Below are 13,789 nucleotides of genomic sequence, written 5' to 3'. Positions count from 1 at the left end.
TTGAAATTTCATGGCCGCTTATCCGGTTGCTTTTTTTCCTGCTTCCAGACTGGCTTTAAGCATCGCCATTAGATCACTTGGTGCCGTTTGCTTTTCGGCTGGTTCATCGATTTTCACGGCTTTGCCTTTGGCTTTTTGATTAATGATTTTCATCAGATCATCATGATAAGTATCCTTGAATTTTTCCGGAGTGAAATCCGTGGCAAGTTGCCTGATCAGGCTTTCGGCCATTTTCAGTTCTTCTTCTTTAGGATTTTTTCCGGCGGGAATGTTCAGGTCTTCGTAGGAGCGCAACTCCTGTGGGAACCGCATCCGGTTCACCATCAGGATTTTGTTTTCGTAAGGCCTTACAAGGCACAGGATTTCTTTTTCTCTTAAAATAAATGTTCCGATGCCGGCCATTTTTGTTTTTACCAAAGATTTCAGGAGAAGTTTGTAGGCTTCCTCGCTGTTTTTTTGCGGTTCGAGGAAGTAAGGCGTTTCAAAATACGCAGGATCTATATCGTCGTGATTTACAAACTGTTTTATGGAAAGGATTTTGGATTTTTCAGGTGATGCCGCTTCGAAATCTTCCTTTTCCAGAACGATGTAGCGGTCTTCCATTTTATAGCCTTTTACGATATTCTCGTAAGCGACTTCCTTGCCCGTCTTTTCATTTACCCTTTTGAATTTTATATTGCTGAAATCCTTGCTGTCGAGCATATCGAGATCGATGCTGCTTTCTTCCGATGCCGAATATAATTTGATGGGAATATTTACCAGGCCAAAACCGATGGCGCCGCTCCAGATTGCTCTCATAATGTTATCTTTGTGATGGTAACTTGCAGACATCAAAAACCGTGACAAATCTTCGGACCATTAAAATTTATGAATTATTTAACCGAATCTTACAAGTATTTAAGTTTTAAAATACCTATTTTTGAAATTAACATTAAAACAAATTCTTATGGCTAATATCACCTTAAAAGGTAATGCAGTAAACACGATAGGCAACTTGCCGGAAAATGGACTGTCGATAAAAGATTTCGCACTGGTAAACGAAAAGCTTGAAGTAAAGCAGCTTTCAGATTATGACGGGAAGAAAAAAATCTTCAATATTTTCCCGTCGATTGATACCGGAGTTTGCGCGTCTTCTGCAAGAAAATTCAATGAAGAGGCTGGAAATTTGGAAAACACTGTGGTTATCAACGTCTCTAAGGATTTACCGTTTGCGCTGGGCAGATTTTGCGCTGCTGAAGGTCTGGATCACGTAGAAACCTTATCGGATTTCAGAGGAACTTTCGGTGATGATTATGGCGTTTCTATCACTGATAGCCCTATGAAAGGTCTGCTTTCAAGAGCGGTTATCGTAACTGATGAAAATAATAAAGTAATCTACACAGAGCAGGTTCCTGAAATTACACAGGAGCCTAATTATGAGGCAGCACTGAGTGCCGCAAAATAATTACTGATACCGTAAAAATTCAAACTGTAAAATCAAAGGTTTTCCATGTGAAGATCTTTGATTTTCTGTCTTAAGTAAGATTTAAACTCGAAAGATTAATCACTGAACACTTATGAAACGCTCCGGTTCCGCAAACCTCCCGCTTCACTATGGCTATGTTCCACAATGGCTGTACGAACGCATGTCAAGACTTGGCCTTGCGGTTTTTGAAGTTTTGCTCGAAGATTACGGAAAAGATGAGGTGTTGCGCCGGATGAGCGATCCGTTTTGGTTTCAAAGCCTTGGCGCGGTGATGGGAATGGACTGGCATTCGTCGGGCGTTACCACCTCCGTGATGGGCGCGCTGAAACGGGCAATTAATCCTCATTCAAAAGAATTTGGAATATACATTGCGGGCGGAAAAGGAAAATTCGCCAAAGAAACACCACATGAACTTCTGAAGATTGCAGACCTAACAGGACTGAACGGAAACGAGCTGGTGCGTGCGAGCAAACTTTCCGCAAAAGTGGACAATACCGCCATTCTCGACGGTTACCAACTTTATACACATAATTTTATCCTGAGTGACGAAGGAAAATGGACGGTAGTGCAACAGGGCATGAATGCACAGGACAAAACCGCACGCCGTTACCACTGGCATTCCGAAAATCTGAAATCCTTTGTAGATGAGCCACATCAGGGAATTGAAGGCGTCAATGTTGGTGAAATTTTAAATCTCACCCATCACGATGCCCGGGAAAACCGAAACGGGATTATGGAAATTTCCCACGGAGCACCCGAAAAAATTATGAAGGAAATTTCGCTGATTATGCCGTCGCATCATGATGTCCGCGCAGAGGATGTCAATTTGAAAAGACTTGGCGCAACACTCACTTTGGCGAGGGAAATGCAACCCGAAAATTTCGAGGAATTATTATTGTTAAAAGGCGTCGGCCCGCGTACGATGCAAAGTCTGGCTTTGGTGTCGGAGGTGATTTACGGCGCACCGGCAAGGTTTAAGGATCCTGCACGTTTTTCCTTTGCCCACGGCGGAAAAGACGGCCACCCGTTTCCGGTTCCTGTAAAAGTTTATGATGAAACTCTGGAAATTTTAAGATTGGGAATTGAAAAATCCAAACTCGGAAATTCAGATAAAATCCACGCCGTGAAAAAGTTACACGAAATCAATTTAAAAATCGAAGAAAACTTTATACCAAATTTTAATATTCAGGAGGTCATTGAAGAAGAACGCGAAAACTCCTGGCGTTTTGGCGGGAAAACGGTTTTTGGTGATGCGAAACCATCGAAAGGAAATTTAGGGAATGGCGGAATCCAGTTGAGTTTGTTTTAATAATAACTGTGGCCTGAAAATGATATTTTCCAATGTCTTTTTTTAATTTTAAGTGCAAATTTATCGATGCAGCAGAATCTCAAGTTTGTTTACCAGCATCCTTTACTTTCCGAAAACGATTTGGAAAAACTTGCGTCGAAACATCAGCGTACTGAATTTAAAAAGAATGAATTTCTGCTTCGCGAAGGCGAGATTTCAGCGGAATACTACATTTTGGAAAGTGGAATTGTCCGCGGTTTTGTGCATGATTACGACCAGAATGAAATCACTACCGAGTTTTTTGTGGAAAATGATATTGTGATTGTTCCCTCGTCGCTTTTTCAGAAAATTCCGTCGCAGGAAAACCTACAGGCGGTAATGGATTGTGTATTATGGAAAATCAGTTACGATGATTTCCAGGAACTTTTCCACGAAATCGAAGGTTTCCGGGAGTGGGGAAGGGTGTGGTTTTCGTATCAGGTTTTTTCAATGAAACAGCGGTCGTTGGATGTGGTGATGAAAACGGCTTCGGAAAGATATTTAAAACTGATGAAAGAAAAACCGCAAATCATCCGGAATGTCCCTTTAAAACAGATCGCTTCATATCTCGGAATTACGGATTCTTCGCTGAGCAGAATCAGAAGGGAGATTTAAGCTGTTGGTAAACGTCATCTTAACCTTCAACGGGCAGTAAAATTTGTTGTACAGAATATCTACAATAGTCATTCTTTTCTCTAATTCCAAAACAGCGCTATGAGATTACGACGATATTCAGCAAACCATCGAAGTCTTACACAAATTGGCTGCAGCGGTAAATATTGATTATAAATATTTAACATGATATTCTGAAATAATCTTTTTAATTTTATCATCCACAACCAAATTAAAATGCTACCAAAATGATTAAGCAGGGACTATTAAACGAATTCGACTACGAGGCCGAAAACACAAGAAAATTATTGAACTCCATTCCGGATTCTGCACTGGATTACCGTCCGCAACCGCAACTTTGGTCCGTCGGGCAACTGGCGTCGCACATCGCGGAAGTGTACAACTGGTATGACGGTACTTTCAACACTGATAATTTCGATATGGGGACATATTCCTACGACAAAGGCGACATCAGCAGGGCTTCCAACATTGTGGAAAAATTTGAAGAAAATGTAAAAAAAGCCCGTGAAATTTTAGCAAATTCAGACGAATCCACTTATATGAACAACTGGTCCATGGGCGCAAACGGACAGACGTTTATAGGGCCGGCTCCAAGAATTGCGATGGTGCGCAGTCTGCTTTATAACCACCTTTATCACCATCGTGGTGAACTGGTTGCACACCTTCGCGCCAGCGGAAATAAAGTTCCCGGACTTTACGGCCCAACTTACGAAGAAAGCCACGGAAAGTAATTTTTCTTAAGAGTAAATATAAAAAGTAACAGGTTTTGTGATCTGTTATTTTTTTGTTTTAGAATCAAATAATATCCCGCTGATTTCACAGATTACGCAGATTTCCACAGATTTTTTCTAAGCTGCATTAATAAATTAGCGCAGTCTGTGCAATCAGCGGGATAATTAAAAAGTTAAAAAGTAAGACTTTACCCATCTGTGAAAATCCGTGAAATCTGTGAGAAAAAAAGCCTAAACAATTCGTGCAATCGGAGAGAGAAAAAATCACACAGATCACACAGATCACACAGAATTTTAAACCTATTATCAAATCAGCGTAATCTGTGCAATCAGCGGGATAATTAAAAAGTTAAAAAGTAAGACTTTACCCATCTGTGAAAATCCGTGAAATCTGTGAGAAAAAAAGCCCAAACAATTCGTGCAATCGGAGAGACAAAAAACCACACAAATCACACAGATCACACAGATCACACAGATCACACAGAATTTTAACCTATTATCAAATCAGCGTAATCTGTGCAATCAGCGGGATAATTAAAAAGTTAAAAAGTAAGACTTTACGCATCTGTGAAAATCCGTGAAATCTGTGAGAAAAAAAGCTTAAACTATTCGTGCAATCGGAGAGAGAAAAAATCACACAGATCACACAGATCACACAGATTACACAGAATTTTAACCTATTATCAAATCAGCGTAATCTGTGAAATCAGCGGGATAATTAAAAAGTTAAAAAGTAAGACTTAACCCATCTGTGAAAATCCGTGAAATCTGTGAGAAAAAAAGCCTAAACAATTCGTGCAATCGGAGAGACAAAAAATCACACAGATCACACAGATCCACACAGATCACACAGAATTTTAACCTATTATTAAATCAGCGTAATCTGTGCAATCAGCGGGATAATTAAAAAGTTAAAAAGTAAGACTTTACCCATCTGTGAAAATCCGTGAAATCTGTGAGAAAAAAAGCCCAAACAATTCGTGCAATCGGAGAGAGAAAAAATCACACAGATCACACAGATCACACAGAATTTTAACCTATTATCAAATCAGCGTAATCTGTGCAATCAGCGGGATAATTAAAAAGTTAAAAAGTAAGACTTTACCCATCTGTGAAAATCCGTGAAATCTGTGAGAAAAAAAATCCGCACAATCCGCGCAAGATTCAAACCAATGAAAATTTCTTGCCCTATGACAAGTGATTTTAGATCAACTAAATTCTAATTTTGATAAAAATTTTAAGACATGCAAGCCAATGCCTTACAGTTTCTAAAAATACAACTCCAGTTCAACAACGAGGTCATTTCAAAAAATCTTGCCGGAATTTCCAACGAAGAAGCGATGGTTTTCCCGAATGGCGAAGTGAACAACGTGAACTGGGTTTTAGGCCATTTGATTTTTATTCGAAACGCGATGATTAAAATATTGGGCGGAACTACAGTCTGGAATGATGAAGAATACTCTTTCTACGACCGTGGCGCAAAACCGCTCGAACATAAAAACGAATTTCCTGATTTTGAATTTTTGAAATCCAAATTTGAAAAATCCTCCGAAGAAATTTTTTCTGCTTTAGAAAAAATGGTGAACGTAAAACCCGAAACCGTCGAAGACCTTGCCGCACTTATGCTCCACGAAATTTACCACGCCGGACAATTCGGAATTTTACGCAGGATTTTAGGAAAAGAAGGAGCGATTAAGTGAAAATGCTTGAAAATTAAATTTTCCCGCAGATTATGCAGATTGCACAGATTTTTTTGATAATGTATTAAATCAGCGTAAACTGTGTAATCTGCGGGAGAAAAACCTTTAAAAAAATCTTAATTATCAATTCCTTAACACAAATTTCAAATCCAAATTTTTAGTTTTAATAACCCAAATCCAAAATGCTATGGAAAACAAGGCAATCGTAAAGCAGTTTATCGACAACCTTTTTGTGAACGATGATTTAGCGTATGAAACGCTTTCGGACGACGTTACATTCAACTGGCCCGGCTTCGGAATGGAAGACATCGTGGGCAAGGATAACCTCAGAAAATTCTTCAGTGAAGACGGTCCCGACAAAATCATCGAACAGAAAATCAACAACCTCATTGCCGAAGGAAATACCGTTATCGGCGACGGAACCATCGTTACTGAAAGAAACGGAAAAGTGGAAACCTCCTATTTCGCCGATGTTTACACCGTAGAAAACGGGAAAATCACCAAAGCGCATTCGTATATGGTGATGGACAAAAGCAACGAAGGCCAAGAATAATCATGGAAAATGTCTGGCTAAATCTGCCGGTTCAGGATTTGGACCGCACAGAAAAATTTTACAAAGCCATCGGTTTCGAGCCGAATGGAAAACATTTTAAAAAAGATGAACTCGTAAGTTTTCTGGCGGGCAGCAACCAATTAATTGTGCATTTTTTCAAAAAGGAAATTTTGGCAAAATCAATGATGGGCGCGGTTGCCAATACCTCGAAAGGTAATGAAATCATCATCACCATCGGCTCAAAATCCAAAGAAGAAATCGCCGAAATTACTGAAAAAGCCAAACAAAATGGCGGCGAAATCCACCAGCAACCGCAAGAATCACCCGACGGTTATTATGGTAGCATGTTCTCCGATCCCGACGGCCACAAATGGAATCTCCTTCTCCTCGAAAAAGGAATGTAATAAAATGACCTCGGGAACGGAGGCGTGAAGAAAATTTAAAATTAATCCGTTAAAAAATTTCCACTGTTTGAGTGGCGGCAAAAATTTAACTTGAGTGCGATAATCGTGTTTCCGCCCGAGTTTTGGAAATTTTAGGATTAAATTTAAATTTTTAGCCGGAGTTTCCAAGTCTTGAACTTTTGGTTCTTTTGTTTCAAGACAAAAGAACAAGAATAAAAATCAATTTTAAAATAAAATATTATGAAAATTAATCCGTATCTCAATTTCGACGGCACTTGCGAAGAAGCCTTCAACCTTTACAAAGACATTTTCGGTGGAGAGTTTACCGGCAACGGAATCATGCGTTTCGGCGATATTCCTGCACAGGAAGACGGTCAGCCGATTTCGGACGAAGTAAAAAACAGAGTAATGCACGTCGCACTTCAAATCGGTGACGACACTTTAATGGGCAGCGACATCATGCCCGGGATGTGCAATTCCGACGGCGGCCTCGAGTTTCGCCGTGGCGACAATGTGATCATCAGTATTTCACCGGATTCCCGCGAAGACGCCGACAGAATTTACGCTGCACTTTCCAACGGCGGTAAAGCCACAAACCCAATGCAGGATCAATTCTGGGGCGATTATTGGGGCATGCTGGTCGATAAATTCGGGAATGAGTGGATGATTAATTATTCAGAACAGTCCACTTTTTAAAATAAAATCACACAGATTACACAGATCACACGGATTCTCACAGAGACTTCATTTGAATTTTAAATCTGTGAGAATCCGTGAAAATCTGTGCGAGAAAAGAATCGGCGCAATCGGCGTAATCAGCGGGAGAAAATAATCAAACAGAAAATCAAGAAATTTTATCAAAAATTTTAATCCGTGAAAATCCGTGAAATCTGTGCGAGAAAAAATAGTGCAAGCGTCCTCAGCAGGAAAAAAACCTTCGGAATTCATTCGATGAAGTAAATAAAAAGCCTTAAATTAGAGCCTTATTGAGATTTCAGTAAGGCTTTTAATTTTTAAACAAAATGGAAATCTATCGATTGCGATCTGGCGATGCAAGCAAGATGCAGGAACTTTCTTCCTTGTTTAAAAGGGTTTTTGAAATGGAAGTTTCTGAACCGGCTTCAGAAAATTATTGCGAACAGATTTTGAAAAATGAAAATTCAATTTATCTGGTTGCAGAGGAAAACACACAAATTGTTGGCGGACTTTCGGCTTTTTTGATGCCTTTTGTTCACGGAAATTCTGAAATCTTTGTATATGATTTGGCGGTTGAAGAAAATTTGCAGCGAAAAGGCATCGGAACTCAACTGATGCAGAAACTTAAAGAAATTTCGGTGGAACTTGGCGCAGACGGAATCATCATTCCGGCTGAAAATGAGGATGACCACGCGATTAAATTTTATAACAAAACCGGAGGCGAGGGCAATGATGAAGTTACGCTTTTCTGGTATCTAACAAAGACAAAATGAGCCCTGAAATCTCAAAATATATCGCCAATTTCCCCGAAGACGTTCAGGAAAAAATGCAGAAAATCCGGAAGATAATTTTGGACGAAGCACCTGAAGCAACGGAAAAACTCGGCTACGGAATGCCGGGATTTTATCTTAACGGAAAACCTTTGGTTTACTTCGCCGGTTACAAAAACCACATCGGATTTTACGCCACGCCCAGTGGACACGAGGAATTTAAAGAAGAGTTATCGAAATTCAAACAGGGAAAAGGTTCGGTGCAGTTTCCTTTGAAAGATGAAATTCCGTACGATTTAATTCGTAAAATTGTGAAATTCAGAAAAAAATCAAAAGATATAAAGTATGGAAAAGAAAATCACGATTGATAACTATATGGACAGCCACTACATCCACCGCAGCAACTGGCTCCGGGCGGCAGTTTTGGGTGCCAACGACGGTATTATTTCGATTTCGAGTTTGGCGATCGGTGTGGCGGCGGCAAGCGCTGCACGCGAACCAATTCTTTTGGCGACGGTTGCCGGACTCGTGGCAGGTGCGCTCTCTATGGCTGCTGGCGAATATGTCTCCGTAAGTTCGCAAACCGATATTGAAAAAGCCGATATCGAGCGTGAGAAAATTGAGCTTCGGGAAAGCCCTGAAGAAGAATTGCAGATTTTAGCGCAAATCTACGAACAGCGAGGACTGAAAAAGGAAACCGCCATGCTCGTTGCTCAGGAGCTTACCGCGAAAGATGCTCTTGGTGCACACGTTCGCGACGAATTGGGGATCAACGAAATCAGCCAGGCCAATCCTCTGCAGGCCGCGATGGCTTCTGGTGCGGCGTTTACCGTAGGTGGTGTTTTGCCTTTGTTTGTCGCACTTTTAGCTCCGGTACAGGGCATGGAATACTGGCTTTACGCCTTCACCATCGTGTTTCTTGGGATTTTGGGAACGGTTTCCGCAAAAGTTGGCGGTTCAAGTATCGGAAAAGCTGTGATGCGAATTATCATTTGGGGAACCATCGCGATGATACTTTCCGCTGCGGTAGGTTACATCTTTGGTGTAAAGAATGCAGGATAAATTTAGTGAAAAAAAATAAAGAAGAGTCCGGAATTTAAATTTTTCCGGACTTTTTGATTTAACAGAAATGTGATTTTAAAAATTAAAATGATTGAGTGCGGTATTTGACAGTTTTTTTGATAAAAATCGTGGGGATGGCAAACCTCCTTTAACATTTTTTACCATTCTTTATTTGGCTTACATGTTCATAAATTCCTATTTTAGAAAAATTTAAATCACAAAAAAATTATGGAAACAGTTACATTGGATTCAACGATTCTAAGGCCGGTAGACAAAGTTTGGGAGTATTTCACCCAACCGGAACACATCACCAAATGGAATTTCGCAACCGATGAGTGGACCTGTCCAAAAGCTGAAGCTGATGTGCGCGAAGGCGGCCGTTTCAATTACAGGATGGAGGCGAAGGATGGCAGTTTTGGTTTCGATTATACCGGCACTTTCAATGAGGTTATTCCACAGCAGAAACTCGCTTATACGCTGGATGACAACAGAAAAGTTCAGGTTTTGTTCAATGCCATCGATAACAGCACGACGGAAATTGTGGAAACTTTTGAGGCAGAGCCAAGCCAGCCGGTAGAAATGCAGCGCGAAGGCTGGAAAAATATTCTGCATAACTTCGAAAAATACGCTGAGAAAAATCTGTAACTTTTCAATTCTCCCGCAGATTTCAGGCTTTCGCATATTTTCTTTCGCACGGATGCCACAGATTATCACGGATTTTATGGAAGTATTATTTAAATCTGTGGAAATCTGTGTGATCTGTGAAATATTGTTCCCCGCAGATTACAGAGCTTTCGCAGATTTTTTTTCGCACGGATGCCACAGATTATCACAGATTTTATGGAAGTATTATTTAAATCTGTGGAAATCTGTGTGATCTGTGTGTTCATATTCCCCGCAGATTTCAGAGATTTCGCAGATTTTTTTTCGCACGGATGCCACAAATTATCACGGATCTTATGTAAATATTAATTTACTTCTGTGTGATCTGTGTGATCTGTGAAATATTGTTCCCCGCAGATTTCAGAGATTTCGCAGATTTTTTTTCTCACACGGATGCCGCAGATTATCCCGGATTTATGGAAATATTAATTTACTTTTTTGGAAATCTGTGTGATCTGTGAGATTTTTTTCCGGCAGATTGTGTAGATTTCGCAGATTTTTTTCTCACACGGATGACACAGATTATCACGGATTTTATGGAAATATTAATTTACTTCTTTGGAAATCTGTGTAATCTTTGAGGTTTTTTTCTCCCGCAGATTTCAGAGATTTTGCAGATTTTTTTTCTTACACGGATGACACAGATTATCACGGATTTTATGGAAATGTTAAATTACTTCTGTGGAAATCTGTGGAAATCTGTGGAAATCTGTGCGATTTTTTCTCCCGCAGATTTCAGAGATTTTGCAGATTTTTTTTCTTACACGGATGACACAGATTATCACGGATTTTATGGAAATGTTAAATTACTTCTGTGGAAATCTGTGCGATTTTTTCTCCCGCAGATTTCAGAGATTTTGCAGATTTTTTTTCTTACACGGATGACACAGATTATCACGGATTTAGGGAAATATTAAATTACTTCTTTGGAAATCTGTGTGATCTGTGAGATTTTTTTTCTCCCGCAGATTTCAGAGATTTTGCAGATTTTTTTTCTTACACGGATGACACAGATTATCACCGATTTAGGGAAATATTAATTTACTTCTGTGGAAATCTGTGTGATCTGTGAGATTTTTTTCCGGCAGATTGTGTAGATTTCGCAGATTTTTTTCTCACACGGATGACACAGATTATCACGGATTTTATGGAAATATTAATTTACTTCTTTGGAAATCTGTGTGATCTGTGAGATTTTTTTTCTCCCGCAGATTTCAGAGATTTCGCAGATTTTTTTTTCGCACGGATGACACAGATTATCACGGATCTTATGTAAATATTAATTTACTTCTGTGTGATCTGTGTGTTCTGTGAGATTTTTCTCTTATGCAGCTTTCAGGGATTTCGCAGATTTTTTTTTTTCACACAGATGGCACAGATTATCACGGATTTTATGTAAATATTAATTTACTTCTGTGAAAATCTGTGTGATCTGTGAAATATTGTTCCCCGCAGATTTCAGAGTTTTCGCAGATTTTTTTTCGCACGGATGCCACAGATTATCCCGGATTTTATGGAAATATTAAATTACTTCTGTGAAAACCTGTGTGATCTGTGAGAGTATATTTGTTTTGAAATTTAACTGGTATAGAGAAAGTGGGTTTTCGTTCGGTTTTTCATTTTAATTTTAAGTATATTTAGAAAAAAATTATGATATGGAGACAATAAAATCTGAAGTGATGCTTCTTGCACCTTTGAAGAGGGTTTGGGATTGTTTTGCGGATCCGAAACATATTTCCAAATGGTTTTTTGCCACGCACAGCTACAAAGTTCCGAAAGCGGTGAATGACCTGCGTGAGGGCGGTAAATTCAACTACACGATGGAAGCAAAGGACGGCAGTTTCGGGTACCAGTTCAGTGGAACGATTCAGGAGTTGAGGGATCTGGAGAAAATACTTTCCCGTCTTGATGACGGCCGCTCGGTGGAATTCCATTTTGTCAAAATTGATGACGGTACTACAAAATTCACGATGCTTTTTGAACCGGAAACCAAAAATACCCGCGAAACCCAGAAACGTTTCTGGGATGTGGTGCTGAATAATTTTGAAAAATATGTTGAAAAACAGAAATAAATTTATTCCTTTTCTCAGTTTTATCATCATTTTTTCCTGCAAGAAAACTGAATATTCCGATGTGGAATCTAAAGTTGATACGATTGAAATGATGAAGGATTCAGCGGTGAATGAGCATAAGGCAGGAGAAGAGAAAACCATCTTAACTTATTCCACTTACAAAGGCGCTTGGTTTGACATTGAATATCCCGCCAGTTTCAAAGTTGAAAATTCCTTGAAATCATCGACGAGCTCGGAAGGTTTTGACAGTGCATTTTTCACCTCGCCGGACGGTAAGGTTCAGTTTTATATTTTTTCGCCGCAGTGGAGCGGGAAACCTGGGGATATTAAAATTCAGCAAAACGAAAAGATACTGGAAACGAAGGCGGAAACCCAAAACGGTATTTTCATAAAAAGATGGAGTGTGGCTGCAAAAGACGGCAGCTATTTCAGATCCTATGAAGAAAGCTCTGAAATAGAGGGCCAGATTAATAAAATTTTCGGAATAAAATACGCTTCAAACGAAGATTTAGAGCGTTACCGGGATCAGTATCTTCATTTTAAAAATTCATTAGAGCAGTTTGCGGATTAAAAAAGTATAAATGAATCAACTTAGGTAATCACTGCAGAATTCCAAATTCTTTAGCTTTTTGAAGGAGATTGACCGTTTTGTTCACTTCAAATTTCTGCATCAGATTTTTCCTGTGGCTGTCCACTGTCTGGGAGTTCGCGGGACCCTTTTCATTTTCTTTGAGAAGGGTTCTTTTTTTTCTCATCAAAAATAGATTGCACTTAAATATTAAAAACTTAAATTTGAGAAAAAGATTTACTGTGAACAATGATGTTTTTCCCTCCCTTTGGTACAACGGCGATGCCAAGCAGTCCGCTGAATTCTACTGCAGTATTTTCGGTGGCAGGATTGCGGTCGATTCGCCAGTGGTTATCAATATTGAGATTTTTGGACAAAGAATGATGCTGCTGAACGGTGGCCCTCAGTTTGAAAAAAATGCCTCCATTTCTTTTATGGTTTTATGCGAAACCGAGGAGGAGATCGATAAATATTGGAAACCGCTTGCAGCCGACGGAATTGTCCTGATGGAACTGGGCGAATATCCGTGGAGTAAAAAATACGGCTGGGTTCGTGATAAATTTGGGGTTACCTGGCAGCTTTACCTCGGCGAAAAACAAGGTGATCAGACCATCGTGCCAACCCTCATGTTCATTCACCAAAACAATGGAAAGGCGTTAGAAGCGATGGAGCTTTACACTGGTATTTTTCCGAATTCTAAAATCACCCGCGTCCTGAAATATGGCGAAGGTTTAGGAAACGAAGCTCACGAAGTGCCTGAAAATGTGCAGCATGCAGCTTTTGAGCTTGACGGTTATGCTTTTTTCTGTATGGATAATTCCTACGACCATAGATTCGATTTCAATGAAGGGATTTCAATCGTGGTGATGACTGATAATCAGGATGAAACCGACAAGTTCTGGAATTCGCTTACTGCCGGTGGCGGTGAAGAAAGCCGCTGCGGTTGGCTGAAAGATAAATTTGGCGTAAGCTGGCAGATTGTTCCGAAAAGGCTACTGGAACTGATGAACGATTCCAGGCATCCCGAAAAAGCCCAAAAAGTGGTCGAAGCCATGTTGCAGATGAAAAAAATCGTAATTGCGGATTTGGAAAGTGCTTACAACTCGAAACCTTAGACATTAAAATTTAAACATAAATTAAATTAG

17 protein-coding genes are annotated in these 13,789 nt (G+C 39.8%); 15 read left to right on the top strand and 2 right to left on the bottom strand.

What is annotated here, in order from left to right; genetic code table 11:
* Positions 1 to 18 precede the first annotated feature (18 nt).
* Positions 19 to 798 carry a non-homologous end joining protein Ku gene (gene ku, locus CKV81_RS03645; protein WP_095074205.1) on the bottom strand — a complete coding sequence of 260 codons (780 nt, stop codon included), beginning with the start codon at positions 796 to 798 and terminating at the stop codon, positions 19 to 21.
* 148 nt (positions 799 to 946) lie between these two features.
* Between ku and tpx the strand changes: the two genes are divergently transcribed.
* From tpx to CKV81_RS03560, 14 genes are all read left to right on the top strand, one after another.
* Positions 947 to 1,444 (top strand): thiol peroxidase, encoded by a 498-nt coding sequence (gene tpx, locus CKV81_RS03640; RefSeq protein ID WP_095070512.1) that lies wholly within the window; start codon positions 947 to 949, stop codon positions 1,442 to 1,444.
* A gap of 112 nt (positions 1,445 to 1,556) precedes the next feature.
* Positions 1,557 to 2,774: a DUF763 domain-containing protein gene (locus tag CKV81_RS03635; protein WP_095070510.1), complete on the top strand. Its 1,218-nt coding sequence runs from the start codon at positions 1,557 to 1,559 to the stop codon at positions 2,772 to 2,774.
* Positions 2,775 to 2,840: 66 nt separating this feature from the next.
* Positions 2,841 to 3,407, top strand: coding sequence for a Crp/Fnr family transcriptional regulator (locus CKV81_RS03630; RefSeq protein ID WP_095070508.1), 567 nt, complete (start codon positions 2,841 to 2,843; stop codon positions 3,405 to 3,407).
* 245 nt (positions 3,408 to 3,652) lie between these two features.
* Positions 3,653 to 4,156, top strand: coding sequence for a DinB family protein (locus CKV81_RS03625; protein ID WP_095070506.1), 504 nt, complete (start codon positions 3,653 to 3,655; stop codon positions 4,154 to 4,156).
* A gap of 1,244 nt (positions 4,157 to 5,400) precedes the next feature.
* Positions 5,401 to 5,856, top strand: coding sequence for a DinB family protein (locus CKV81_RS03620; protein ID WP_095070504.1), 456 nt, complete (start codon positions 5,401 to 5,403; stop codon positions 5,854 to 5,856).
* Between the two features lie 187 nt (positions 5,857 to 6,043).
* On the top strand, positions 6,044 to 6,409 hold the full coding sequence (locus tag CKV81_RS03615) for a nuclear transport factor 2 family protein (protein ID WP_095070502.1): 366 nt from the start codon (positions 6,044 to 6,046) through the stop codon (positions 6,407 to 6,409).
* 2 nt (positions 6,410 to 6,411) lie between these two features.
* A complete protein-coding gene (locus tag CKV81_RS03610; protein ID WP_095070500.1) occupies positions 6,412 to 6,813 on the top strand; it encodes a VOC family protein in 402 nt (133 codons plus the stop codon).
* Between the two features lie 240 nt (positions 6,814 to 7,053).
* Positions 7,054 to 7,509 (top strand): VOC family protein, encoded by a 456-nt coding sequence (locus CKV81_RS03605; RefSeq protein ID WP_407641677.1) that lies wholly within the window; start codon positions 7,054 to 7,056, stop codon positions 7,507 to 7,509.
* A 326-nt stretch (positions 7,510 to 7,835) separates the two neighbouring features.
* Positions 7,836 to 8,282: a GNAT family N-acetyltransferase gene (locus CKV81_RS03595; RefSeq protein WP_095070494.1), complete on the top strand. Its 447-nt coding sequence runs from the start codon at positions 7,836 to 7,838 to the stop codon at positions 8,280 to 8,282.
* A complete protein-coding gene (locus tag CKV81_RS03590; RefSeq protein WP_095070492.1) occupies positions 8,279 to 8,647 on the top strand; it encodes an iron chaperone in 369 nt (122 codons plus the stop codon). The genes CKV81_RS03595 and CKV81_RS03590 overlap by 4 nt, the downstream gene beginning before the upstream one ends.
* Positions 8,625 to 9,341 carry a VIT1/CCC1 transporter family protein gene (locus CKV81_RS03585; RefSeq protein WP_095070490.1) on the top strand — a complete coding sequence of 239 codons (717 nt, stop codon included), beginning with the start codon at positions 8,625 to 8,627 and terminating at the stop codon, positions 9,339 to 9,341. Before CKV81_RS03590 ends, CKV81_RS03585 begins: the two co-directional genes overlap by 23 nt.
* A 228-nt stretch (positions 9,342 to 9,569) precedes the next feature.
* On the top strand, positions 9,570 to 9,986 hold the full coding sequence (locus CKV81_RS03580) for an SRPBCC domain-containing protein (protein ID WP_095070488.1): 417 nt from the start codon (positions 9,570 to 9,572) through the stop codon (positions 9,984 to 9,986).
* A 1,673-nt stretch (positions 9,987 to 11,659) separates the two neighbouring features.
* Positions 11,660 to 12,076 carry an SRPBCC domain-containing protein gene (locus CKV81_RS03565; RefSeq protein WP_095070482.1) on the top strand — a complete coding sequence of 139 codons (417 nt, stop codon included), beginning with the start codon at positions 11,660 to 11,662 and terminating at the stop codon, positions 12,074 to 12,076.
* Positions 12,057 to 12,647 carry a hypothetical protein gene (locus tag CKV81_RS03560; RefSeq protein ID WP_095070480.1) on the top strand — a complete coding sequence of 197 codons (591 nt, stop codon included), beginning with the start codon at positions 12,057 to 12,059 and terminating at the stop codon, positions 12,645 to 12,647. The genes CKV81_RS03565 and CKV81_RS03560 overlap by 20 nt, the downstream gene beginning before the upstream one ends.
* Before the next feature lie 28 nt (positions 12,648 to 12,675).
* Here CKV81_RS03560 and CKV81_RS13300 read toward each other — a convergent pair whose 3' ends face one another.
* Positions 12,676 to 12,831 (bottom strand): hypothetical protein, encoded by a 156-nt coding sequence (locus CKV81_RS13300; RefSeq protein ID WP_157727359.1) that lies wholly within the window; start codon positions 12,829 to 12,831, stop codon positions 12,676 to 12,678.
* A gap of 37 nt (positions 12,832 to 12,868) precedes the next feature.
* Between CKV81_RS13300 and CKV81_RS03555 the strand changes: the two genes are divergently transcribed.
* Positions 12,869 to 13,759, top strand: a complete 891-nt coding sequence (locus CKV81_RS03555; protein ID WP_258454508.1) for a VOC family protein — start codon at positions 12,869 to 12,871, stop codon at positions 13,757 to 13,759.
* Positions 13,760 to 13,789: the final 30 nt, after the last annotated feature.

This window comes from Chryseobacterium taklimakanense, from assembly GCF_900187185.1.
In the GTDB taxonomy this organism is placed as follows: Bacteria; Bacteroidota; Bacteroidia; order Flavobacteriales; family Weeksellaceae; genus Planobacterium; species Planobacterium taklimakanense.
Note: the sequence above shows the minus strand (reverse complement) of the source record. Positions and strands in the feature narration are given on the sequence as shown.

What these genes read in the sequence shown, in the direction of transcription:
- CKV81_RS03580 (WP_095070488.1), top strand. Translation starts at nt 9,570, where the DNA reads ATGGAAACAGTTACATTGGATTCAACGATTCTAAGGCCGGTAGACAAA.
- ku (WP_095074205.1), bottom strand. Translation starts at nt 798, where the DNA reads ATGAGAGCAATCTGGAGCGGCGCCATCGGTTTTGGCCTGGTAAATATT.
- CKV81_RS03595 (WP_095070494.1), top strand. Translation starts at nt 7,836, where the DNA reads ATGGAAATCTATCGATTGCGATCTGGCGATGCAAGCAAGATGCAGGAA.
- CKV81_RS03560 (WP_095070480.1), top strand. Translation starts at nt 12,057, where the DNA reads ATGTTGAAAAACAGAAATAAATTTATTCCTTTTCTCAGTTTTATCATC.
- CKV81_RS03590 (WP_095070492.1), top strand. Translation starts at nt 8,279, where the DNA reads ATGAGCCCTGAAATCTCAAAATATATCGCCAATTTCCCCGAAGACGTT.
- CKV81_RS03620 (WP_095070504.1), top strand. Translation starts at nt 5,401, where the DNA reads ATGCAAGCCAATGCCTTACAGTTTCTAAAAATACAACTCCAGTTCAAC.
- CKV81_RS03630 (WP_095070508.1), top strand. Translation starts at nt 2,841, where the DNA reads ATGCAGCAGAATCTCAAGTTTGTTTACCAGCATCCTTTACTTTCCGAA.
- tpx (WP_095070512.1), top strand. Translation starts at nt 947, where the DNA reads ATGGCTAATATCACCTTAAAAGGTAATGCAGTAAACACGATAGGCAAC.
- CKV81_RS03605 (WP_407641677.1), top strand. Translation starts at nt 7,054, where the DNA reads ATGAAAATTAATCCGTATCTCAATTTCGACGGCACTTGCGAAGAAGCC.
- CKV81_RS03565 (WP_095070482.1), top strand. Translation starts at nt 11,660, where the DNA reads ATGGAGACAATAAAATCTGAAGTGATGCTTCTTGCACCTTTGAAGAGG.
- CKV81_RS13300 (WP_157727359.1), bottom strand. Translation starts at nt 12,831, where the DNA reads ATGAGAAAAAAAAGAACCCTTCTCAAAGAAAATGAAAAGGGTCCCGCG.
- CKV81_RS03585 (WP_095070490.1), top strand. Translation starts at nt 8,625, where the DNA reads ATGGAAAAGAAAATCACGATTGATAACTATATGGACAGCCACTACATC.
- CKV81_RS03615 (WP_095070502.1), top strand. Translation starts at nt 6,044, where the DNA reads ATGGAAAACAAGGCAATCGTAAAGCAGTTTATCGACAACCTTTTTGTG.
- CKV81_RS03635 (WP_095070510.1), top strand. Translation starts at nt 1,557, where the DNA reads ATGAAACGCTCCGGTTCCGCAAACCTCCCGCTTCACTATGGCTATGTT.
- CKV81_RS03610 (WP_095070500.1), top strand. Translation starts at nt 6,412, where the DNA reads ATGGAAAATGTCTGGCTAAATCTGCCGGTTCAGGATTTGGACCGCACA.
- CKV81_RS03625 (WP_095070506.1), top strand. Translation starts at nt 3,653, where the DNA reads ATGATTAAGCAGGGACTATTAAACGAATTCGACTACGAGGCCGAAAAC.